This is a genomic window from Bradyrhizobium sp. sGM-13 (genome assembly GCF_018398875.1).
Lineage (GTDB): Bacteria > Pseudomonadota > Alphaproteobacteria > Rhizobiales > Xanthobacteraceae > Bradyrhizobium.
Genome location: NZ_JAGWDK010000061.1, coordinates 1 through 19,932, shown reverse-complemented (window position 1 = coordinate 19,932; position 19,932 = coordinate 1). Strand labels below are relative to the sequence as shown.

The 19,932-nt window shown below is 60.5% G+C and carries 16 protein-coding genes and 8 pseudogenes; 13 read left to right on the top strand and 11 right to left on the bottom strand.

Going from position 1 to position 19,932, the window contains the following annotated elements; translation table 11 throughout:
- The 7 genes and pseudogenes from KJQ96_RS40890 to KJQ96_RS36105 form a co-directional block, all read left to right on the top strand.
- Positions 1–490 (top strand): annotated as a pseudogene (locus tag KJQ96_RS40890) (hypothetical protein); the annotation flags it as partial.
- A 157-nt stretch (positions 491–647) separates the two neighbouring features.
- Positions 648–779: pseudogene (locus tag KJQ96_RS41585) on the top strand (methionine gamma-lyase); the annotation flags it as partial.
- A 118-nt stretch (positions 780–897) separates the two neighbouring features.
- A pseudogene (locus KJQ96_RS41580) lies at positions 898–1,350 on the top strand (PLP-dependent transferase).
- A gap of 1,638 nt (positions 1,351–2,988) precedes the next feature.
- A pseudogene (locus tag KJQ96_RS36125) lies at positions 2,989–3,285 on the top strand (transposase); the annotation flags it as partial.
- 225 nt (positions 3,286–3,510) lie between these two features.
- Complete coding sequence (locus KJQ96_RS36120) at positions 3,511–4,878, top strand: IS110 family transposase (protein WP_213290890.1); 1,368 nt, start codon at positions 3,511–3,513, stop codon at positions 4,876–4,878.
- 9 nt (positions 4,879–4,887) lie between these two features.
- Positions 4,888–5,767 (top strand): annotated as a pseudogene (locus KJQ96_RS36115) (IS3 family transposase); the annotation flags it as partial.
- Positions 5,768–6,143: 376 nt separating this feature from the next.
- The gene (locus tag KJQ96_RS36105; protein WP_190242061.1) at positions 6,144–6,458 is read left to right on the top strand and encodes a hypothetical protein; all 315 of its coding nucleotides are present in this window, start codon (positions 6,144–6,146) and stop codon (positions 6,456–6,458) included.
- Between the two features lie 154 nt (positions 6,459–6,612).
- Here the strand turns inward: KJQ96_RS36105 and KJQ96_RS42395 are convergent, their stop codons facing one another.
- Both KJQ96_RS42395 and KJQ96_RS36100 read right to left on the bottom strand, forming a co-directional pair.
- Positions 6,613–6,810, bottom strand: a complete 198-nt coding sequence (locus KJQ96_RS42395; RefSeq protein ID WP_108521601.1) for a transcriptional regulator domain-containing protein — start codon at positions 6,808–6,810, stop codon at positions 6,613–6,615.
- Positions 6,811–6,937: 127 nt separating this feature from the next.
- Positions 6,938–7,249, bottom strand: coding sequence for a DNA -binding domain-containing protein (locus KJQ96_RS36100; protein WP_108521603.1), 312 nt, complete (start codon positions 7,247–7,249; stop codon positions 6,938–6,940).
- An 877-nt stretch (positions 7,250–8,126) separates the two neighbouring features.
- Here KJQ96_RS36100 and KJQ96_RS36095 point away from each other — a divergent pair.
- Positions 8,127–8,642, top strand: a complete 516-nt coding sequence (locus KJQ96_RS36095; protein WP_213290888.1) for a hypothetical protein — start codon at positions 8,127–8,129, stop codon at positions 8,640–8,642.
- A 34-nt stretch (positions 8,643–8,676) separates the two neighbouring features.
- Here the strand turns inward: KJQ96_RS36095 and KJQ96_RS36090 are convergent.
- The 8 genes and pseudogenes from KJQ96_RS36090 to KJQ96_RS36060 form a co-directional block, all read right to left on the bottom strand.
- A pseudogene (locus KJQ96_RS36090) lies at positions 8,677–11,317 on the bottom strand (TrlF family AAA-like ATPase).
- A gap of 12 nt (positions 11,318–11,329) precedes the next feature.
- On the bottom strand, positions 11,330–12,346 hold the full coding sequence (locus KJQ96_RS36085; protein WP_108521609.1) for a nucleotidyl transferase AbiEii/AbiGii toxin family protein: 1,017 nt from the start codon (positions 12,344–12,346) through the stop codon (positions 11,330–11,332).
- Positions 12,339–12,932, bottom strand: coding sequence for a DUF6088 family protein (locus KJQ96_RS36080; protein ID WP_108521611.1), 594 nt, complete (start codon positions 12,930–12,932; stop codon positions 12,339–12,341). The genes KJQ96_RS36085 and KJQ96_RS36080 overlap by 8 nt, the downstream gene beginning before the upstream one ends.
- A gap of 80 nt (positions 12,933–13,012) precedes the next feature.
- Complete coding sequence (locus KJQ96_RS40875; RefSeq protein WP_249734956.1) at positions 13,013–13,252, bottom strand: hypothetical protein; 240 nt, start codon at positions 13,250–13,252, stop codon at positions 13,013–13,015.
- A 13-nt stretch (positions 13,253–13,265) separates the two neighbouring features.
- Positions 13,266–13,643: a hypothetical protein gene (locus KJQ96_RS40870; protein WP_249734954.1), complete on the bottom strand. Its 378-nt coding sequence runs from the start codon at positions 13,641–13,643 to the stop codon at positions 13,266–13,268.
- The gene (locus KJQ96_RS36070) at positions 13,643–13,939 is read right to left on the bottom strand and encodes a toll/interleukin-1 receptor domain-containing protein (RefSeq protein WP_249734953.1); all 297 of its coding nucleotides are present in this window, start codon (positions 13,937–13,939) and stop codon (positions 13,643–13,645) included. Before KJQ96_RS36070 ends, KJQ96_RS40870 begins: the two co-directional genes overlap by 1 nt.
- 203 nt (positions 13,940–14,142) lie before the next feature.
- Complete coding sequence (locus KJQ96_RS36065) at positions 14,143–15,423, bottom strand: IS701 family transposase (protein WP_213290887.1); 1,281 nt, start codon at positions 15,421–15,423, stop codon at positions 14,143–14,145.
- A 47-nt stretch (positions 15,424–15,470) separates the two neighbouring features.
- Entirely contained in the window at positions 15,471–15,758 is a 288-nt protein-coding gene (locus KJQ96_RS36060; RefSeq protein WP_202975805.1) for a hypothetical protein, read from the bottom strand.
- A gap of 94 nt (positions 15,759–15,852) precedes the next feature.
- Between KJQ96_RS36060 and KJQ96_RS36055 the strand changes: the two genes are divergently transcribed.
- From KJQ96_RS36055 to KJQ96_RS36035, 5 genes and pseudogenes are all read left to right on the top strand, one after another.
- Complete coding sequence (locus KJQ96_RS36055; RefSeq protein ID WP_108521615.1) at positions 15,853–16,407, top strand: hypothetical protein; 555 nt, start codon at positions 15,853–15,855, stop codon at positions 16,405–16,407.
- Positions 16,408–16,419: 12 nt separating this feature from the next.
- Positions 16,420–17,343: a hypothetical protein gene (locus KJQ96_RS36050; RefSeq protein ID WP_108521617.1), complete on the top strand. Its 924-nt coding sequence runs from the start codon at positions 16,420–16,422 to the stop codon at positions 17,341–17,343.
- 51 nt (positions 17,344–17,394) lie between these two features.
- On the top strand, positions 17,395–17,550 hold the full coding sequence (locus tag KJQ96_RS36045; RefSeq protein WP_190242072.1) for a hypothetical protein: 156 nt from the start codon (positions 17,395–17,397) through the stop codon (positions 17,548–17,550).
- A 205-nt stretch (positions 17,551–17,755) separates the two neighbouring features.
- Positions 17,756–18,268 (top strand): annotated as a pseudogene (locus KJQ96_RS40865) (transposase); the annotation flags it as partial.
- A pseudogene (locus KJQ96_RS36035) lies at positions 18,261–18,731 on the top strand (transposase); the annotation flags it as partial. The pseudogenes KJQ96_RS40865 and KJQ96_RS36035, both read left to right, overlap by 8 nt.
- Before the next feature lie 188 nt (positions 18,732–18,919).
- Here KJQ96_RS36035 and KJQ96_RS36030 read toward each other — a convergent pair.
- Positions 18,920–19,932, bottom strand: a 1,013-nt coding sequence (locus tag KJQ96_RS36030) for a thioesterase domain-containing protein (RefSeq protein WP_249734951.1), incomplete at its 5' end; no start/stop codon positions are given.

Sequence of the window (19,932 nt, the reverse complement as noted above, 5' to 3'; positions counted from 1 at the left end):
CGAGGAATCCGCCAACAACCCGTCCGTTCCATCAATTCAGCCTGCTGCAGCACGCGGGTTTCATGGAATCGGTCGTCTAGCTGCAGGGCAAGGATTTGGATCTATAGAACGAAGCTTAGGCCATGATGAAGCATTTTTCGTTGAAGACCCATATAGGCAATCACAAGCTGCGTCCGAAACGCAGATGCTGAACTACGGCTACGACCCGCAATTATCGCAAGGAGCGGCCAAACCGCCGGTCTTTTTGACCTCGACCTTCGTTTTCCGGACTGCCGAGAAGACGGGATGGACTTTCGATTTCGTCTCAGATCGGCGCGAGCCTCCCGAGGGAATGGGACGCAGGCCTAGTTTATTCGCGGTTCAATCACCCCAACAGCGAAATTGTCGAGGACGGGATTTCCATCTACGAGCGCATAGAGAATTGCGCACCATCCGGCATGGCGGTGATTGCGACGACGATCCTCGCGTTCGGCAAGCCCTGGCGACGTGATTCTGCACTCTCAACCCACTCTACGGTGCACCGGAAGCGTTGCTTGTGAAGACGCTTGCGGGCCTTTCGATTCGGTGCCGTCGGCTTTGCCGACGGCCTCGACGAGACCGGAGTCAGGCTGGCGGCGGGGGACGCGATACACAAAGGTAGGGTTCCAATGATTTTCATCGAAACTCTGGCAAACCCAACCGATGGGCCGGTCGATACTGCGATGGTCCGCCGCGTCGCAGAGATGACCGGCCGCGCCCAGGGGCACACGCCAATCGTCGCGTGCGATAACACATTGCTAGGGCCAGTGTTCCTGCGCCCGATCGAACATGGTGCGGATTTCACTTTGTATTCACTGACCAATATGTCGCGGTCATTCAGACCTGATCGCTGGCGCTGCGCTCGGGTCAAGAGCCCTCATGAAGGACGTCAAAGCGCCGCGAGGCGCCACCCGCACCCAACTGGACCCGCATTCCTGCTGGATGATCAGCCGCTCGCTCGAAACACTGAGCCTTCGCATGGAAAAGCCGATAGAAATGCGCATCTCGTAGCGCAATACCTGCGCGACTACGAAAAAGTGGCCTCGCTCACCACGAGGCAGACGGGCCGCGGGCCGGCTATTCGCGAAGCAATGCACTGGCACAGGTTCCACATTTTCGTTCGATACTGTCGACGGAAAAGCCGCCGCATACAAATTTCGGAACGCGCTGAAACTCTTCAAGCTGGCAGTGAGCCTGGGCGGTACCGAGTCGCTTGCCAGCCTACCCGCAAGCAGGACGCACTCAGGTGTTACGACTCACATCCGGGAAAAATCGGCGTCCTCGACTCCACCATCCGGCTATCGATCGGCATCGAACATCCGTCGGGCCTAATTGCATATATCGCGCACGCGTTGACCGAGGCATAGCTGCAGGCGTGCGGCTGCTGGGACCGCCCCGCCAGGCGCCCATAAATGCTGTCCCGCGGGGCTTGTTGCCAACTCGACACCTCGGTCCCGTAATCACTTTGACGACGTGCTTGTGGCCTCCGAGCAACCCTGAGCTGCGCTGCGCAGAATGCGTGATGGGCAAGCTGCCAGCGCGACTGCTCTTTTCGTCCACAGAGGTCTGATTGCCATATCGATGCCATTAACCGGGCTATCAGGAGCATAGATGCAGCAGCATCATCGCTAAAGGAGAACCGTAAGTGCGCGTTAGTCCGTATTTTGAGGAGATCAAGGCTCGCGCGCTGCAACTGCTAACTAGCTTTCGGCCCACCGCAACCACATTCCCTCGAATCAAAGGGGAACTCCGACATTCCGTGCGCAGCGCACTCAGCCAAGCACGCGACGAGATGTACAAGCGCGAGAGACCCCGCATCATGGGGTCGCGAGCGGAACGCGCTGCTGCGTATCGGCGCACTCACTTCAACATCGGCAACTTCGCGCGAGCAGAGCGGGAAATTCGCAAGCTCATGTGGACGCGGCTGCACCACTGACAGTGGCGCCTTTATTTTACCCAGCGCTCGGTATTGGCAACTCTTACATACATTGCAGCGTTTTGGCATAAGATCAAATCGCGCGCGAGCCTCGCGCCACCGCATCGTCTGAATGTTTTAGACGCGACACTCTTCGGCTGCATTTGCATCTCAACCAGGGACTCGAAACCTAAATGGACGTTACAAATAGCGGCGTTTCGTCGAGAGACTCTGCGGGCATCGCAAGAGACAGCAAATCCGAGCTTAATAAAGCTCGTCACCGACCGCTACTTCAAACGCGAGCGGAATGGACGCTACCTGCTCGGCGAATCTGTTTCCGACCTGTTAAAGCGCGTCAAGGCGCAGAAGCGCGAAGAAGAGACGAGCCCCGCCTCACAGGATCTGCTCATCGCCCGATCCGAAGAGCGCTTAATGTCGGCGCCGACAAGCCACTAGATTAAGCAACACTGCGCAATCCTCAAGGAGATCTGCGGCGTGCTCAAGTAGACATCTTGCGATCCCATCGATAATTGCAACCGGATCCGGCGTTACGTCGAAGCGCGCCGCGATGATGTTCGAGCGCTGAACAAACATTCACACGATCCCGTTCGGCTCGCCGAAGAACGCAGGAATGCCAATCCAACCACTACTGACGACGAGAAGGAGGATCAACGTGTCTGAGCAGCGAATGATCACGGCAGGCGATTCGATCGCGAGGATCGATCGTGTCTTTCAGAACTTTCGGAAAATGATCGATACTGACAATTCGATTTCCCCTTGCGTTCGAGGCGCGATGCACGCATTGCTCGATGAGGATCTTCTTTTGGCGAGAGCGAGAATTCTCGACTATATCGCGAAGCATGAGGCGCACCGGCGATGAGTATCCCTGCGGACGTTTCAGGTGCTGAGGCCCTTGCCCTCGCCGAGGAGCGGTTCGCGTACGCTTGCGCGGTAATTGACGCTAATCCGGACGTGCTGCTCGAGATTCGCGACCTGAACCTCCTCCGAATTGATGGACACCTGTAGTAGGCTCGAAGAGCCAGGAGAGGTGTTGGATGGAAGGACGTCAACGTCGGTCGTTTACTGACGAGTATAAGCGGCAAGCGGTCGATCTGGTGGCTTCGAGCCGTCGTTCGATCGGGTCGGTGGCCAAGGAACTTGGCCTGCGCGATTCCGTGTTGCGGCGCTGGGTGGAATTGCGTGGGGCTGGGCGAGAGCCGACGGCTGCGGCGCGGCGCCCCACAACGCAGGCGCCGCTGCCGTCGGCGGATCACGCGGCGGAGCTCGCGCGCCTGCATCGAGAGAACGAGCGGCTGCGTATGGAGCGCGACATTTTAAAAAACCGTCCAGCAGGGTGGTGCGCCTGTGCGACGTAGAAACGGCCTTGTGCTAGCTTCTGCGGTTGGGAGGGTAGCGGCCGTTCGATTATTGGAGGCACAATCCCCGTTAAAAAACATGGTCCATGGGTGCATGCGGGCTTGAGAGTGGTGACGTCGCCCAGGCGGCGATCCCGATTAGGAAGATGACGATTGGCATAGCCCAGACCCTCCCTGCTCATCATTGATTGGAGGATTGCTATGCCCAAGAAGACGACCGGTGGCCGACCGGAATTGAAGGCGGTCAACGTTGGGGCTGCCGCCATCGATATCGGATCAAAGATGCACATGGCTGCGGTTAACTCCGCTTGCGCCGACGTGCCTGTGCGCTCTTTTGGCACATTTACGCAAGACCTGCATGAGCTCGCGGACTGGTTTAAAGCCTGCGGCGTGACGAGCATCGCGATGGAATCCACTGGGGTCTATTGGATCCCCGTCTACGAGATCCTGGAGCAGCGCGGGTTTGATGTGATTCTGGTCAATGCGCGGTACGCTAAGAACGTGCCCGGGCGGAAGACCGATGTCAGCGATGCCGCGTGGTTGCGGGAGCTTCATTCCTATGGCCTGTTACGCGGCAGCTTCCGGCCTAATGCCGAGATCGCAACGCTGCGCGCGTATCTGCGCCAGCGCGAGCGGCTGGTGGAATACGCCGCGGCCCATATCCAGCATATGCAGAAGGCCCTGATGGAGATGAATCTGCAACTCCATCATGTGGTCTCTGATATCACGGGCGCGACCGGCATGCGGATCATCCGAGCCATTGTTGCAGGCGAGCGGAACCCTGACGTCTTGGCAACCTATCGGGACGTGCGATGCCATTCATCCATCGAGACGATCCGCGCGGCGCTGGTGGGCAACGACCGGCACGAACATATCTTCGCGCTGACCCAGTCGTTGGAACTCTACGACATCTACCAGGCAAAGATGCTGGACTGTGACCGCAAGCTCGAGGTCTTGCTCGCGGGACTAAACGATAGAGGCGCAAAACCGGTCGGAAGGCTGGCCAAGCCGCGCATCAAGACCAAACAGGTCAACGCGCCCACCTTTGATGTCAGGACGGCCCTTTACGGCGTGCTCGGCGTCGATTTGACTGAGATCCATGGGTTGGGTCCATCGTTGGCCTTGAAGCTCGTCGGTGAGTGCGGCACCGATCTAAGGGCATGGCCCAGCGCCAAGCACTTCACGTCCTGGCTGCGCCTAGCACCAGGTAACAAAATCTCTGGCGGCAAGGTGTTGTCCTCGCGCACACGCAGATCTTCCAGTCGCGCAGCCGCACTTCTGCGGTTGGCAGCCACTACCGTCGGGAGGAGCGATACGGCGCTCGGAGCATTCTATCGCCGGCTAGCCTCGCGCGCGGGCAAGTCGAAGGCCGTGACGGCGACCGCCCGCAAGATTGCGGTTCTGTTTTATAATACCCTCCGCCACGGCATGAGCTACAAGGATCCCGGGGCAGACCACTATGAGCAACAATACCGTAGTCGCGTCCTCGCGAACCTTCAGCGCCGGGCCAAGACGCTTGGCTTCATGTTGCAGTCCATTCCGAAGAACGCCAATCCGGCTGTTTCTTAGGAAGTCGATCGCGATCTTTGCTGGGGGACCGAAATGAGATTCCGCTTCATCGAAGATCGCCGCGCCGACTATCCGGTGACGATCCTGTGCGACGTGCTCGGGGTCTCGCCGGCCGGCTATTATGCTTGGCGCTCGCGCCCGGAGAGCCAGCGATCGGCCGCCAATCGTAAGTTGGTCGACGACATCAAGCAGGTTCATCGCGACGCCCGCGGACGCTATGGCAGCCCGCGCATCCATGCCGAGCTGAAGGCTCAGGGCCGCGGGGTGAGCCGTGGTCGTGTCGAGCGGTTGATGCGCCATCATGGTATCAGGGCCATCATGGCGCGGCCACGGTGGGTGCGGACTACCGATAGCCGTCACGACTTTCCGATCGCGCCGAACCTGCTCGAGCGGAACTTCACCACCGCCGCGCCGAACCGGATCTGGCTCGCCGACGTCACCTATATCGAGACCGATCAGGGCTGGCTCTATCTGGCCACCGTCATGGATTTGTACAGCCGCAGGATCGTCGGCTGGGCGATGGCGGATCATTTGCGTGCCGAGCTGCCGCTGGCAGCCCTGCGCATGGCCATCTCGGTGCAGCGGCCTGGCTCCGGCCTGATCCACCATTCCGATCGCCCAATATGCCTCGGCGGAGTATCGCAATGCGATGCAGTCCGCCGGCTTCCGGGCCTCGATGAGCCGCAAGGCCGACTGCTACGACAACGCACCGATGGAGAGTTTCTTCCACACGCTCAAGACCGAGCTCGTCCATCACCGGCATTATGCAACACGGGAGCACGCCAGACGTGATATCTTCGCCTACATCGAAGGCTTCTACAATCGAACGCGTCGCCACTCGGCCATCGGCTACATCAGCCCGATCGAGATGGAGCTAAAAGCAGCTTAACCCTGTCCATTTTTTCGGGGGAAGATCAACCTGTCGCTGGAGTTCAGGATGCGGATCATCCCGCAAGCGGGGACGTCATGACGCGGTCCCCGCAGCACCAGCACTCGCCCAAGATCGAGGGCATCGCGCGAAAGCTCGAGATCGTGGTGGCGGAGCTAGCTTCGCTTTCGAATGCTGCTCGCAGCGAGCGGCATTAAGGCGCCGCCACCTCTCGATGAGGACTATAGCAGTATTCAGCGGGTCGCGGAGATCCGTCACGTTAGCCCCGAGGGGTGCTCTCTCGCATTTCGCCGGGGCAAGCTACGTGCCGAGAAGCGCGGTGGCCGCTGACACGGTTGCGCGGTATAGCCGTACATCAACCGACAATAGGCAAATCATGGACAAGGTTTCACAAATCGAGGCGGAGCTTCGACAGATGGCAGCAGTGTATGCCCGTAAATGCATTGCGCTTGCCAAGCTGCAGGAGGCGTACTGTAGCAAACTCAACGAGTGCTCGAGGCCGAGCTGGCGCGCGACCGACACAGCACCGCTGGGACCCGCGAACGAGATGATCATCACCGACGCCTGTGCTGCGATCGACCAGGGTTTCCGAAAGGATTGTAGAGACCCGATGAATGGGCACATTGACCATCCCGGCGTGTCTAGCGGGACCACGGCCGAGGTGAGAGAGTTGCGTCTCGGCCTGTTGTAGGTTGTTGCCATCGTTCAGGTACTTGACGACTTATCGAGTTGTCGTTGCCCTGCCAACATCAGCGACGGTCGCCAGCCACTCTGAATTCAAGCAAAGTGCGCTTGCGACTTCACGACAATAAGGGCTCCTCGGTTAGCGGCCTCTTTCATTTACGTTACCGAGCCCGCTCATTAGCGAAAGCAGACGCCCATCTCCTTCGGAATTCGGAAACTTGCCCGCCCTTCGAGCGAGCGTCCCGGTAGGCATTTCGATAGTTGGGCCTTCGGCGGACCGCCTCCCAGGCGAAATCCGCCACCTCCCCTGACTTGATGGCGTGCTGATACGCGCCCGGCAGCCAGTCGAACTCGGACATTGCTCTGATCCCCTGCCGTAAGGCGATTGCGAAATGTCTATGAAGCCTTTGGTTGTTGGGGAAGCCACCAATTGTGCATTGCGTGATGCGTACAGGCGATCACGTTGTCAGTGGGAGAAATCCATTCTCAATTGCGAATTCTAATCGACAAATTCTTGCTATTTGGTCGCGCCGCCGCGCGCAGCAAATCGCGGTAACCGTGATCAGCCATCCATTTTGCTCGCGCCAAGTGACTATCAAACGCATTGCGAGCGCACGCCGGCTCGCGATCTGGATCAATATACAAGACCATCCGAGCCACCTCTTTCCAGTCGGCGCCATCGGTCTCGGCATCGAGAAGCCGCCAATACGTCACGAGATGCTGTTCATCGTAGCCCGTGAGCACCGGATCATCCGGAGCTGAATCGGCGACATCAGGATCGAGTGGCGGGGTCTTCATGGGTGTTACCAACAACTCCGTTGCTCGAATTTCGTCCCCTGTGTGTGGGCTTCTCCACACAACCGCCATAAAGCGATCAAGTCCAGCATAAAAATTCCTCAGAAGGACTAGTCATGAGACTAGTCGCGATCCGCTCGCATCACTGGGCTAATCGCTTTGTCCGCGTATTATACCACCTAGCGCAATATACGCGATTGCTTCCTATCCTGCAGATGGACATTCGCAAGGTCTTTGGAGCAGATGGTCGATTTCGCTTGGCCCTAGGCCGGCTAGCGCCGCGCTTGGCTGATTGTGCCTTCTTCGTGGAGATCGGGGTACGCTTCGGCCCGACGCCCACAGCCTGGTACTGATCATCATCACTACAAAAAGATTGTCCGAAATATATGCACAAGTTTCGGCCCCGCCTCGCCCACGAGCCGATGGCGTCGCGCCCGCGCGCGACCTCGTTCACCTAGTTGCCGCCGCCGACTTCGCCCGTGTCAGCGGCCGCAACATAGCCTTTCTCCTCAGAGAGTTATCCGTTCATTACCGGAATGGCTGGGCGGAAACGCGCCAAAGCAACAAGCGCAGCTTCTTCCCCACGCGGGTCATTTGCTTTTGGCCGACCTTCGTTGACGAGATCAAGCAACCTCTCGTACCGGAGTCGGTCATTTTGCGCCTGCACCTCCTCGGGGCCGTACGCTTCCCTATTGGAACGAGGTCAAGGACATCTGCCCGCAGCAAATAGAACTTGGGATAAACGACGCCACGTTGGATCCAATCAGTGAGTAGGGCAATGAGATCACCCCGTAGCGAGGTGATATTCGCATCAGACAATCGCCCCGCGCGAACATCTCTAGCCCTGAGATCTACGTAGCGAAACCATATCCGAGTCCAGTTGCAGAACTCTTCGCACGAAATTTCCGCGATAGACGGCGTGACTGGGCACGAGTTTGCGACCACCGTCCAGACGGTGCTTCACGCTTGGAAATTTCCGGGTCTGCCTACCGTCTCCTTCGACGACAAGACGCACGATATTCTCATTGACGGGAAAAGCCGCCGCGCAAATGGAAAGGGCGTCCGGGCTTTAATGAATGCTGCGTTTAAGATTGGTGTGCTGTTGTACTGCCGGAAGAAGGAGCTCCCGCATCCAGGCATCGTGGTTCTCGATAGTCCACTGCTGAGCTACCGCGATCCGCTGACCTCTCGGCATGGCGAGCTGGCTGCTGACGAAAAGGAAGTGAAGGATAGCGGACTCAAGGAACATTTCTATCGGTTCCTAGTAGAGCAGAAAGCCCAGGCTCAGTTCGTGATCATCGAAAACGACCCGCCCCCGATCGCGCTTGGTGACGGCTCCATCGTGACGTCTTTCGCGGGTTCGCTGGGAACCGGTGAGCGGCGAGGCTTGTATTGAGGCGGTGACCTGACAAGGCGCAGCGCTGATACTCTCATCGCTCCAGCCTCACGCGCAGCCTTCGCGCTCGCTCCTGGAACGCGCCTTCGCCACCCTCGAGAATGTCGCAGACCGCCTTCCTGATCTCCGCGTTCTCCAGCCCGCCCGACCTGTATGAGATCGGCGGCAGGGAGCCGTGCGGCCCGGCGTCGGCAATGATGATCTGATCCGCATCAGTGTTGATCACGAGGATCGCGTTGTGGGTGACCATGATCACCTGACGATGGTCCTTCGCCTCGATGAAGAGGTGGACCAGCTCATCGAAAACCGACTTGGGATCGAGGTTCTCCTCGGGCTGGTCAATCACGAGCGGCCGGTTGTCGCTGTCGTCCGGTGCCAGATAGAGCGGCAAGAGCACGATGCCGCGGATGCCCGGCGACAGCTTGCGGATGTCGACACCATCGTAGTCGATCCCATAGCGGATCGCGATGTGATCCGTGCTGAACAGCCATTGAGCAAAGCGCTTCGACCATGCGCGGAATTCCGCCTGGTCGGTGTGCGCGACCGGAGAATGATCCAGCAGGTCCCTTTGATAGAGCCGTCGGAACTCCGCCATCGCGCCGATGACGACGGCCGAATCCCCGGCTTCCCATGCCCCCTTCAACACCTCATTCGCCTTCTGCAGCAGCGTGCCCTTGCCCCGGAACGCGCCAGCCTTCCTGAGGTCGATCAGACCGTCTTCCGCCTCGGACGCCCACTGCTCCACGTTGGCGACACGCGTCACGGAGAAGGAAAGCTTCTTCAGCGTGCCAGACGAGGCAGCGAGCCGCGCCATGAGCGGCGCGTAGAGGTTCTCCAGCACTGATTGTTCCGCGACAAGCGCGTCGAAAGCGCTGCCATAAGCCTCCTCGCGTTGCGTCTGCAGGTCGCGCGCCCGATCTCTGGCGCCCTGTGCGTCCTTCAGCTTATCGGTAAGCGTTTGCAGCGCTGCGGTCTCGGTCGCGATGCTGCCAGAAAGCGCTGTGTATCGTCGCTGCGTCTCCTTGTCGGCGCTGACCAGCTTCTCCAGCCGCGCCATCTCCGCCTCAAGAACGGCTTGTGACAGCGTGCTCAGATCGACGTCGTCTCGAAAGTACGGCGTGTTCGGATCGCTCGGCGCCGGCGTCGTTCCCTTGAGCTTGGCGATCTCGCCATCGACCCATTTCACGTAGCCGGCGAGATCATTGTCGACGGGTCCTTTGTAGTCCAGCAGGAAGGACGCCCACTGCTCTGCTGACATGCCACTGTGGGTATGGCGCGACTGGGCCTGTCTCAGCGCTTCTGGAGCCTGGTTACGCCGTAGGTCCTTCACCTCGTCCTGCATTGCCAGGAAGGTTTGCCGCTGGCCGGCGAACTGCCGCAGCTTCGCCCGAACCTGGTTTGCGGCTCCCGCCAATTCCGTGTGACGCTGGGCTCGCTTCTCGCTGCCGGCCGATACGAGCTTGGCACGGTCGGCCGTGTACGCATCGACCAGCTTCTTCTTTTGCGCGACCTGCCCCTCATAGGTCGCGATCAGCTTTTCCTTCTCCAGCTCGGTACCGATGCGCTCGGAGATCTGCGACACGGCCTCGGCCTCGCGTTCACGCGCAAGGCGATGGCGCGATGCGCGGTGGTCGAGAAGCTCGGCGAAGTCCAACGTGCCGTCCCGGGCGTCGTCTGGATGGGCCTCAAAGATCACCCGTTCGATTTCGCGCAAAAGGCCGTCGGTCAGCCCGCTCGACGAGCAAAGCTCCTCCACGAACTGCTGCGACAGATACCGCACGCGCTCATAACTAAACGGCCCGTTGGCATCCGAGCCATCGAGCGCGCGGACGCTCGGTTCTCCGGAAGCCCAACTCACCTTGACCTTCCCATCACCGACAAGGGGACGGCAAGGCGACATCGTCGAGCTTGTGGGCGTCACTCCCGTGCAGACAGGGTTTCAACCCACCGCATCGGGCTCGCATTTCATCGGGGCCAAGATCCCTCTGGCCTAGCCAGAACTCGCGCTGGGCCGGGCTGCTGGCAAAGATCACATGCGCAAAGCCTTCGATTTCGCGTCGGATCGTCTGGTCCGCAGCCTCCCGCACGCCCGACGTTCCGTCTGTCGCGCCACCCGCGACCGCAATCAGTATGTTCTTTTTCGCCCAGCCGCTCTCCGAGAACACCTCGCGCAATTTTTGGAAGTTGACCTTGAACTGGTTGGCTCCATAGGCCAGCGCCGCGCGGTCGTCGGTGATGTCCGGATCGGCCTTCTTGCCAAGCTTGATGAGGTCCGCGCGCGTGCAATCGAAGCGGTCCTGCATGACGTTAAACTGCAGACGCGACAGCAGTCGCTGCAATTCCTCGATGTGCTTTGGATCCTCCGGGCTGACAAACAGGTGAAGATTGACGAATCCGCCCTTGGCTGTGGCCACGTCGAGCCGTAGCTCGACATTCGGGAAGATCAGCTTGGTGGCAGGCAGCCGGCCAACCGCTTTGTGCTTCAGCACCTCTTCGTAGGTATCAGTCACGTAATAGTCGGTCAGGGCGATCGCCTCGATGACCGGCATGGCCCGCTCCAGCGCGGTGAGATAGTCACTCCACGCTGTGGGACCGCAGAACTGGTTGTTCATCACCGTGCCCGGTGCATGAATATGCGGCTCCCACCGCCGCCACTCCGATCCCCGACTGAGCATTCGCCTGCCCCTCTATGCGCCCGCGCGGTTGGCCCGCGCGGCGATATCGGCGCAGCGCTCCATCAGACTCTCGAAGGGTTCGGCATCTTCCAAGAGCAACCCGTCCTCGACCATGCGGCCATAGTCTTCCTGCAGCACCTTGGAGGCATCGCCGCCCGGCACGATCTGCAAACCGCCGTTTACGGCCGCCACGTAATCGATCGGACTGCGGTCGGCGGCCTTCTCGGCGAAGAACATGCCCTTGTGGCGCGCGACAGCGTTCGCCAACTCCCGATCCGCGAAAGCCGCATCCGCAAGACCGGCCTCATCCAGCCGCACGACATCGTGCCAGTGTCGTGCGAAGCGATCGCCGCGGAGCCGCTCCTGCAGACAGAAGACGTGGATCGCCGTCGCCTTTTCCCAGAAGGTTCGCTCGGCATGCATCACGCGGGGCCGGGCCATTGGGAAGACCACGCCTTCGACCAGGCCCGATGCGTCGCAGGTAATGTCCCGCAGGCTTGCCGGCTCGCCCGTCGATCGCGCGCCGAATTCGAGCATCACGCTTGGCGCCACGTAGCCGGAGCCTGCGGCAATCGCCTCATAGTCGATGAACAGCTTCTCGCGCTCGACGCGGATCGTGGCAGGCAACGCCTCCGCGGCCAGCGCGTCCGCGATGACCGGCTGTGCGGTCCCCGCCACCCACTCCGGCAAACGCTTGCGCACCTCACTCGACCAGCGCTTCTCCTCGCTGCGCGTTTTCGGCAACGCCTCGCCCGTGTCGCCCACCAGATCCGGCGCAATTGCCCGGATGTCGTAGGTCAGGTCGACGTCCTCGGAAAAACGCCGGATGACTCCATAGGCCTTCGACAGCGATGTGCCGCCCTTGAACACCAGATGCTCGCCGAGCGCCGATCCGTAGAGCGTGGCGAGCGCCCAGACGACCCACACATCCTTCTCGAGAAGGTGCGCTGGTCGTCCCGACTGGTCGGCCGCGACGCTCAGCGCCTCGTGGCGATCGGCCACCGGGAGGTGGAGAAAGGCGTCAGCCATGCGCCGCCTTTCCCACACTGCGCGCCAGCCAGGTCGGAAGCTGCGGCGCTGCCGCGACCAGTTCGCTGAAGGTGGACGGCGGGAGCTTCCGCTTCAGTGTTTTCAATGCGGCTTCTGCCTTCTCCGGCCCGAGCCAGGCCAGCGCCCGCACTGCCTCGCCAGCCGGCTTATAGGCCAGGGCGAGTTGCCAGCGCGGAGCATGACGAAGTTCAACGACCTGCTTGCCGAGATTCATCGTTCGGCTGCGGCCGGAGGTCAGATAGACCGACCGAACCGGCACCTGGGTCGTCAGGCCGAGGGTGTTGGCCGCCGCCGCCCCGCTCGGGACGATGACTTCGCCGCGCTGGTTGGCGAGCGCCTCGACCGCCTGCTGGACTGATGGAGCCCTCGTACCGAATCGGCTCGTGATGGGACGGAGATAAACGCCCCGACCGGCCCGGATCAGGTGGCCCCGCTCGGTCAGCCGCGACAAGGCCTGATCCACCGCGGCGCGATTACCGAGGTGAAGCAAGCTCTTAGCCGCCAAGGGCGTGCCTTCCGGCAGTCCTTTGGCATGCGCAAGAATCTGTTCGGTTAACCGTTGCATGGCCATCTCCTGTCAGAAATATACGCAGTTTTCTGACATCTTTCAAGCCCAAGTATCCCCCTCGGACCCGTCCGTTCCTCCTAGATCAAGGGCGCGCCCTTATCGAGCAGACCGTCGAGGAAGTCCTCCCGCGAGCCGATCGGTCCCGCGAGGGTCGCAAGGATCAGCGCCTCAACGACCTGGCGGGCCAATGACCGCGCCATCACCCGCTCTTTCGTCGAAATGGCCGTCATGGCGCGCCCATGCAGGAATGCGCTCCGCACGTTGAAGAGTTGCTCATACTGGTCAGCGAAGCGTCGATCGCCCAGCAGGCCGGCCACCCGTCCCCGCATTCTATTTGTGGAGCGCGCATCCCTTTGTGGCGGTCAACCGGCACACCCTGGCCGGACCGAATGCGAGCGGCGCAAGGTGGATGTGCCTAGTCCGGGTGGCGCGCAGCGCCGCGTCCAGCCCCTTCGCCGCTTCCTCCACAGGCAACGCAAGATGGGCCGTGTCCTTCCGCAGGTGACATGGAAAGCCCAAGGCTCGCAATGCGATCGAGAGCGCGAAGGCCGGTCCCTTCTTGCCGGCGTTCGGATAGCCGTCGCGGCAGGTTTCGCGCAGCCGCACGAAGGCGGGGTGCGCGAGAATATTGTCGGGCCCGGGAGGACGTAGCCGCCACAGGTCCGTCATCGCCGTAAGCATCGCCATGCTGGGACCGGTCTCGCTCATCAGGAGATCCGGAGCCGCCGCAAAAGCTTGCCGAGAACCGCCTCGTACTCCTCGGGCGTGGAGAAATCGGCGTAGAGCTTGCCTTTCAGGAACTCCGGCAACTCACATTCTTCGTAGAGCAGCGGCAGCACGACCACCTCGCCGCTGGCGATCTCGCGGTTCATCGCCACGTCGAGCTCCTTCTTCACCCAAGGGGCCCCAATCGACTTTTTCGACAGGACAACGGCGATGTAGCGGCTGAGCTTCACCCTTGCATTCGGCCGCAATGACATGGTCTCCGACAGCCGCGACGACATCACCGAACCCGGACTTCGGGTTGATGGTGATCGTCTGGTCCGCCGGATTGCGATAGACCCCGCCATAGTCGTACTGCGTCATAATTTTTTGTTGTCTGTATGTTGCGGCGTTGCTGCCGCAACAGGGACATCGCGGCAAGGTTCTGATGAGCGCGTTGATCAGGCGCACACGCATGGTCGCGATCGAGTTCGCAATGTGACGTTCAGGCCGCAAGGGGAGATCCTCTGGGTCGATAGCCGTCGGGTAGGACAGACGTCGGTAAGATCGTGGTGGAACGAGGTCTCGAGGGGGGAATCGTCTCCCTCTCGGAGATCAGGAAGCCGTAGGCTGCGATGCACATCGTGGCGTGATGGAAGCCGCGCCAGCCGCGCCCTTCAAAGTGCCCAAGCCCGACCTCCTGCTTGAGTTCCAGATAGTCGCGCTCGATACGCCAGCGCAGCTTGGCGAGGTCGACGAGCTCGCGCAAGCCGATATCGGCTGGCAGCGTCGACAGCCAATACTTGGTCGGCTCGACTTCGCCTACGGGCCACTCGATCAGCAACCATTCCTCCGACAGCAATTCTGGCTTGAGCTGGGTATGTCCGACCCGAACGCGCACGCGGGCGAAGCGCGACGATAGCCACTCGGATGAACCTTCTCGCCACCGGATCGTGTGCCAGGCATCTTTGGGTAGACCATGCGCCAGGCGTTTGGCCGAGATCAGATCGGGTTCGTCGCGACGCCCCGTATTGTTCAGCGGCCGGCCTCTCCGCCTCGGTCCAGTGCCGGGTGGCCATACCAGAATCTTCGGCTGAATGCCGACGACGTAGCTCACACCCAACGCCGTCATGCCGGTGCGCAGCCGAGAGTCAGTACCATAAGCACCGTCCATCAAGGCGACACCGCGCGGCAGGCCGGCCTCGCATCCCCACCGTATTTGATCGAGTGCAATCTCCGGCTTGGTCTTGAAGGTTATGTCCCGCGGCACGCCTGTCTTGTTCCGGCGCACCCTGTCCTTATTCCACTCCTTCGGCAGATACAGCCGATAGGCCACCGGTAGGCTGGCGGAGTGGTTTGCGATCGACAGCGAGACAGCCACCTGACAATTGGCTTCTTTGCCGAGCTGCCCGCAATATTGATGCTGCACGCCTACTGAATGCTTCCCCTGCTTGGGGAAACCCGTGTCATCTATGATCCACGCCTCGATCGGCCCCTGCCGTTCCATTGCAGGCAGCACCATCTCGCGTACCTTGGCCAGCACCTTCTCGTCCGACCAGGACGCGACACCGACAAAATGCAGCAACGACTGATGCTGTGCCGCCGTCCGCGCCGGGGCCGTCTTCGCCGCCATCGGCTCCACGCTCTTGCGTTCGCCCGGCAGGACTAGCCCGGTGCAATAGTCGCGCAGCGGGCCAATCCGGTCGGCGTGACCGAGCACCCCCGCAAGACCCGCGACATAAGCTGCAAACCGTGCTTCGACCTTCTCCCCGTCTCTCCGATTCATGTCAGCACCTCGCACGCCAATCCTGAATCTTCTCAAATAGTTGATTCTCAAAGTCGAACCGTGCGACCTTCTGACTCAGTACGAATAGGCGGTGCTACCGAGGCTGGAGACCTTGGTGAACGCTTGCCGCCCAGCCAGCTCGTGAAATCGAACTGCTTTCCGTGCTCGCCATCGGGATGGATGCGGACGTCACGCGCGCCTTGCGTGCGGAGCAAATACATCGCGTAGGCGAGCATGACAGCGCCCTCATAGAGATGATGTTCGTGGAGGTCGTCCGATTTTCCGACCCGGTTGGGCGGTGGCTCAAGGGCCGTCACGAGATCTTCGAAGTCCAACCCAGCCTCCCGATAGAATCAGCGGGCGCTCGTCGCCCTCCTATTGACAGACGCTTATAACCGGCCATATTTGCCCGGTAAAGGAGGCCCAGTCATGTTTGCCTACAACCCCGAGAAATTTGCGTCACTCTACGCGACCGAGCTTGGCCAGCGCGTCTGGACCTTCCTCACACAGCCCGAAAACGTCGCTCGCCTGGAGACGGCGTCCGAGCTCGGCAAGCCCGCCGTCGAAGGCATCGAGGAACAGCTCCTCGCCGAATTTCGTGAGGACGTCCTCGCTGATCGCGTCAAGCAGATGGTCGGCCACATGGTGCGGCAGATCCTGGAGCAGCGCGACTGGGCACTCGACCAGACCGACGTGAAGGTTCAGTCCGTGCCCTTCAGCAAGGCGGCGCGCTATCGCCGGCCAGACTGGTTCACCTTTCACGCCTTCCGCAACAGCAGCGATCCGCGCGACGTCGTCATCACCGATCGCCGGCAGAATCCGACGCTGCCGAGCGGCGCGCGGTGGACCTTCTACGCAACCTTCGCCAGCCCGCTGAAAGCGGCGGTGGCGTTCGGCGTCAACGACATCAAGCAGCTTCGCCAGCAGATCCATTCGCACGGCTTCCACCGTGTTCGCATCGAGCGGATGATGCGCCGGGCATGAGACGAGCAGACGATGAGTGATCTATTCGACGTTGATAGTGCCAATCTCGATCGCGCGTTCGAGAACCTCAAGGCCGCCGAATTTCCGATCGAGCAGCAGCTTCGCGCCATGCTGCAGGAGATGTGGGCGCGCTACGAGCCTTATGCCGATCCTGACTTTCGACAGGGCTTCGCGCGCGACGTAGATGGCCGCTTCTGGGAGATGTATCTGGGCTGCACATTGATCGACGCTGGCCGCACCTTGCTCCCGGTGGTCGAGCGTCAGCGCGAGGGTGGCCAGCCGGATCTCTGCGTCTTGGAAGATGGCCACCGTATCTGGATCGAGGCCATTACCCCAGATGAAGGCGCCCCAGGTCCTGACCAAATCGTGCGTCCGGTTCCTCTCAACGAGGGGGGCGGCCTCTTCGTCGCACCGATCCGTCAGGCGCAGTTGCGCACGTCCGGGGCGTTCTGGACCAAGGCGCAGAGGATCGCGCGCTATCTCGAAGAGGGAGTGATCGTGCCGGAGGACACGAGGATCATCGCAATCAGTGCGAGCCGCTTCGGTGTCTATGTCGCCGAACAGCCATTGCCGCTGATCATGACCACGTTGTTTCCGATCGGAGACGCCTACATCACGATCGATCGCGAGACCGGCAATGTCGTTGACGAAGGATTTCACCCTGCCCCCTTCATCAACCGGGAACACAATCCGATCGCGCGCACGGCATTCCTCGACGAGCGTTTTGCCGACATCTCAGGTGTGATCTGGTCGCGCGTCGGTCTCGGCAACCTCTCGCGCCGGACCCGCCCGTTGACCTATGTCCATAACCCCTTGGCACAGGTTCCGCTGGCGACAAACTGGGGCGTCTGGGATCGCGAGTTCGTCATCACACCGCGCGGCGACGAATGGGAGGCCCACGACCTCTTGGCCCAGGCCGCAGCGGAGGCATCATGACGATGCGGCCGAGTCCCCGCGCCCGGCGCCTGCCGACTGACGAGATTGACCATGGCCGTCGCCGATGAGCAGCGTCTGATCACACGGATCAGCCAACGGAAGTTCGAGCTCTATGCGCTGTCGCTCGACCGCGGGCCCAATTTTGATCCCGCGCATATCTTCGCGAGCTATCAGGCGGGTGAATCAAGGTGCGCGCATGACATATAAAACTCAAACCAACTCCCGCTCTTCCAGCACTTCGAGCATCGCCATCGTCGTCGTTACCCCAGATTTCGGCCTTACCGGCTTTGAGCGCATCAATCAGCCGGAGGGAGCTGGCCTCAACGGCGCCATGATAGCTTTCCTCCGCCTGTATCTCGAAACGTTCGATCTCAGCATTGATCTCACCTTCGGCCGTTGGATCAAGCTCGCCAACACCGGCTATGGCACCGACACCGCTCTGCGTGGAAATATCACCGCACTTGGCCTGAGCTATGTGGCTGGCATCCTGCCACAAACATCGGTATGGACGCCTGGAACTGGGCCGCGGCCGCCGAAGAAGTGGTCGGGGAACGGGCGACCTCCAAAGTTGCTGCGGCGTGACAGCAAGCACCGACCGATTTCGGCCAAGAAGCTTGCGATCGGCCTGCCATCACGTGCTTGGCACAAGATCACGTGGCGTGAGGGTACGGCAGAGCGGTTGTCCTCGCGCTTTGCCCGTGTGCGCGTCCGTCCGGCACCTCGAGATTACTGGCGCGCCGAAAGCCGGCCGGAGGAATAGCTGCTGATCGAGTGGCCGGCAGGCGAGGAGGCGCCGACCAAATATTGGTTGTCAACGCTTCCGGCGAACATTGGCTTCCGTCAGTTCGTCGATATCGTCAAGCTGCGCTGGCGCATTGAGCGCAACTACCACGAACTCAAACAGGAAGTCGGCCTTGGCCACTTCATTGCAGACGTTTTATTCAATCCGCTCGGAGCGGCTTCTGATGGAGCGGCTGGAATACGACCTGCTGTTCCGCTGGTTCGTCGGAGTCGGCGTTGACGACGCAGCCTGGGACCATTCGGTGTTCTCGAAGAACCGCGACCGGCGACTGGAAGGCGACATCTCGGCCAAGTTCCTCGTGGCGTTGCTGGCGCGCAGCCCAAGGTGAAGAAGCTTCTGTCGAGCGATCACTTCTCGGTCTATGGCACGCTGATCGAGGCCTGGGCCTCGATGAAGAGCGTCAAGCCGAAGGACGGCTCGGGCGAGCCGCCGGCGCAAAGGCGGGCGCAATGCCGAAGCGGACTTCCATGGCCAGAGACGCTCGAACGACACCCATGCTTCGACCACCGATCCCGATGCCAGGCTCTATCGCAAGGGTAAAGGCAAGGAGACGAAGCTGTGCTTCATCGGGCATGGGCTGATGGAGACCCTCGCCGCCATCGATCGCCTCGTTCACCACGCCACCATCGTCGAGAGTGTATTGTGAGCAATCACAGGCGCAACAACAGCAGCAGACAGAGCTGTTCGCAGCGTGATATCAGGAGATCGGAGCGGCCGAGAATCCAACTAAGAGATTGGTCGCCGTGGCCCCACCGGATGGGGTCCACTTCACTGCTACAGGTCCTGATCTATTGGAAAAGGTGCGTCTTTTGAAGCTTTTGTTGGACGGCGAACGAATGCCTCGCCGGGAAGGCGATGTGAGAGGTCCTCCGCAAGAACGGTCACATTTGGATGCTTCAGAAGGGAACCATGGTCGCCAGGAAGAGGGGGCCCTTCAACGAGGCTCTCGAAAGCAGCGTGCCATGGAGTTGCTGCGCTAGTGGACTCCCGAGTGTAATAGACGCAGAGCGCCGAAACCTTCTTAGGTACGTATAGTTTGCCCGCGCGAATATGGCGAATGAACATTTGGAAGATTTCCTCAAGCGCCGGTACACCGATTTTCCATGTACCAAAAGCAGCGCTCGCGAGCGTAGCGAAGTCACCCGGTCGAATTTTCATGGTTGCATCGTGCTCAGGCGACAATCCTCCCTCGTCGACAAGGAATGCAAGGAATTCAGACCATTCCTGGTCCAAGGTGAGAGTGGAAGGCGTCTCTGGCGCCGACGGATGGGCACTATCGATCAATGCCACTAAATCGACCCTCACGTTTGCAGAGATTAGCATCCCAGCAACGGCGTGGGCGAGCACACCGCCAAAAGACCATCCCGCGAGCGTACAAGCCATGTCCGGCAGCACAGGAACAATAGCCCGAGCATAGACTTGGGCGATCTCATCAATCGAACCCACCTTCAGGAGTTCGTGACCGAACTCTAGGGCATGTATACCGTAGATGGTCTGTGTAGCTGGCAGCGCCCGCACGAGGTCATCATAGACGCTCAGCCCTCCGCCACAAGCGTGACAGAGGATAAGTGGCTGACTGTTCGCGAGTCGAAGCGGAATAAGTTGGCTCGCAGATTTTCGATGGTTCTTCGATGCGGGGCGCACCTTCTCGGCGCACTGATCGAGACGAGGATTCGTGAAATGCACGGAAAGATCGAGGATCAAACCCCGCCGCCGGAGTTGCTCAAGCACTTGCAGCGCTAGCAGCGAATGTCCACCGAGGTCAAAGAAGTTGTCGTGCCGCCCGA

Coding starts and splice junctions, on each gene's coding strand:
- KJQ96_RS36120 (WP_213290890.1), top strand. CDS start 3,511: ATGCCCAAGAAGACGACCGGTGGCCGACCGGAATTGAAGGCGGTCAAC.
- KJQ96_RS36105 (WP_190242061.1), top strand. CDS start 6,144: ATGGACAAGGTTTCACAAATCGAGGCGGAGCTTCGACAGATGGCAGCA.
- KJQ96_RS42395 (WP_108521601.1), bottom strand. CDS start 6,810: ATGTCCGAGTTCGACTGGCTGCCGGGCGCGTATCAGCACGCCATCAAG.
- KJQ96_RS36100 (WP_108521603.1), bottom strand. CDS start 7,249: ATGAAGACCCCGCCACTCGATCCTGATGTCGCCGATTCAGCTCCGGAT.
- KJQ96_RS36085 (WP_108521609.1), bottom strand. CDS start 12,346: ATGGCTGACGCCTTTCTCCACCTCCCGGTGGCCGATCGCCACGAGGCG.
- KJQ96_RS36080 (WP_108521611.1), bottom strand. CDS start 12,932: ATGCAACGGTTAACCGAACAGATTCTTGCGCATGCCAAAGGACTGCCG.
- KJQ96_RS40870 (WP_249734954.1), bottom strand. CDS start 13,643: ATGAGCGAGACCGGTCCCAGCATGGCGATGCTTACGGCGATGACGGAC.
- KJQ96_RS36070 (WP_249734953.1), bottom strand. CDS start 13,939: ATGTCGTCGCGGCTGTCGGAGACCATGTCATTGCGGCCGAATGCAAGG.
- KJQ96_RS36065 (WP_213290887.1), bottom strand. CDS start 15,423: ATGAATCGGAGAGACGGGGAGAAGGTCGAAGCACGGTTTGCAGCTTAT.
- KJQ96_RS36055 (WP_108521615.1), top strand. CDS start 15,853: ATGTTTGCCTACAACCCCGAGAAATTTGCGTCACTCTACGCGACCGAG.
- KJQ96_RS36050 (WP_108521617.1), top strand. CDS start 16,420: ATGAGTGATCTATTCGACGTTGATAGTGCCAATCTCGATCGCGCGTTC.
- KJQ96_RS36045 (WP_190242072.1), top strand. CDS start 17,395: ATGGCCGTCGCCGATGAGCAGCGTCTGATCACACGGATCAGCCAACGG.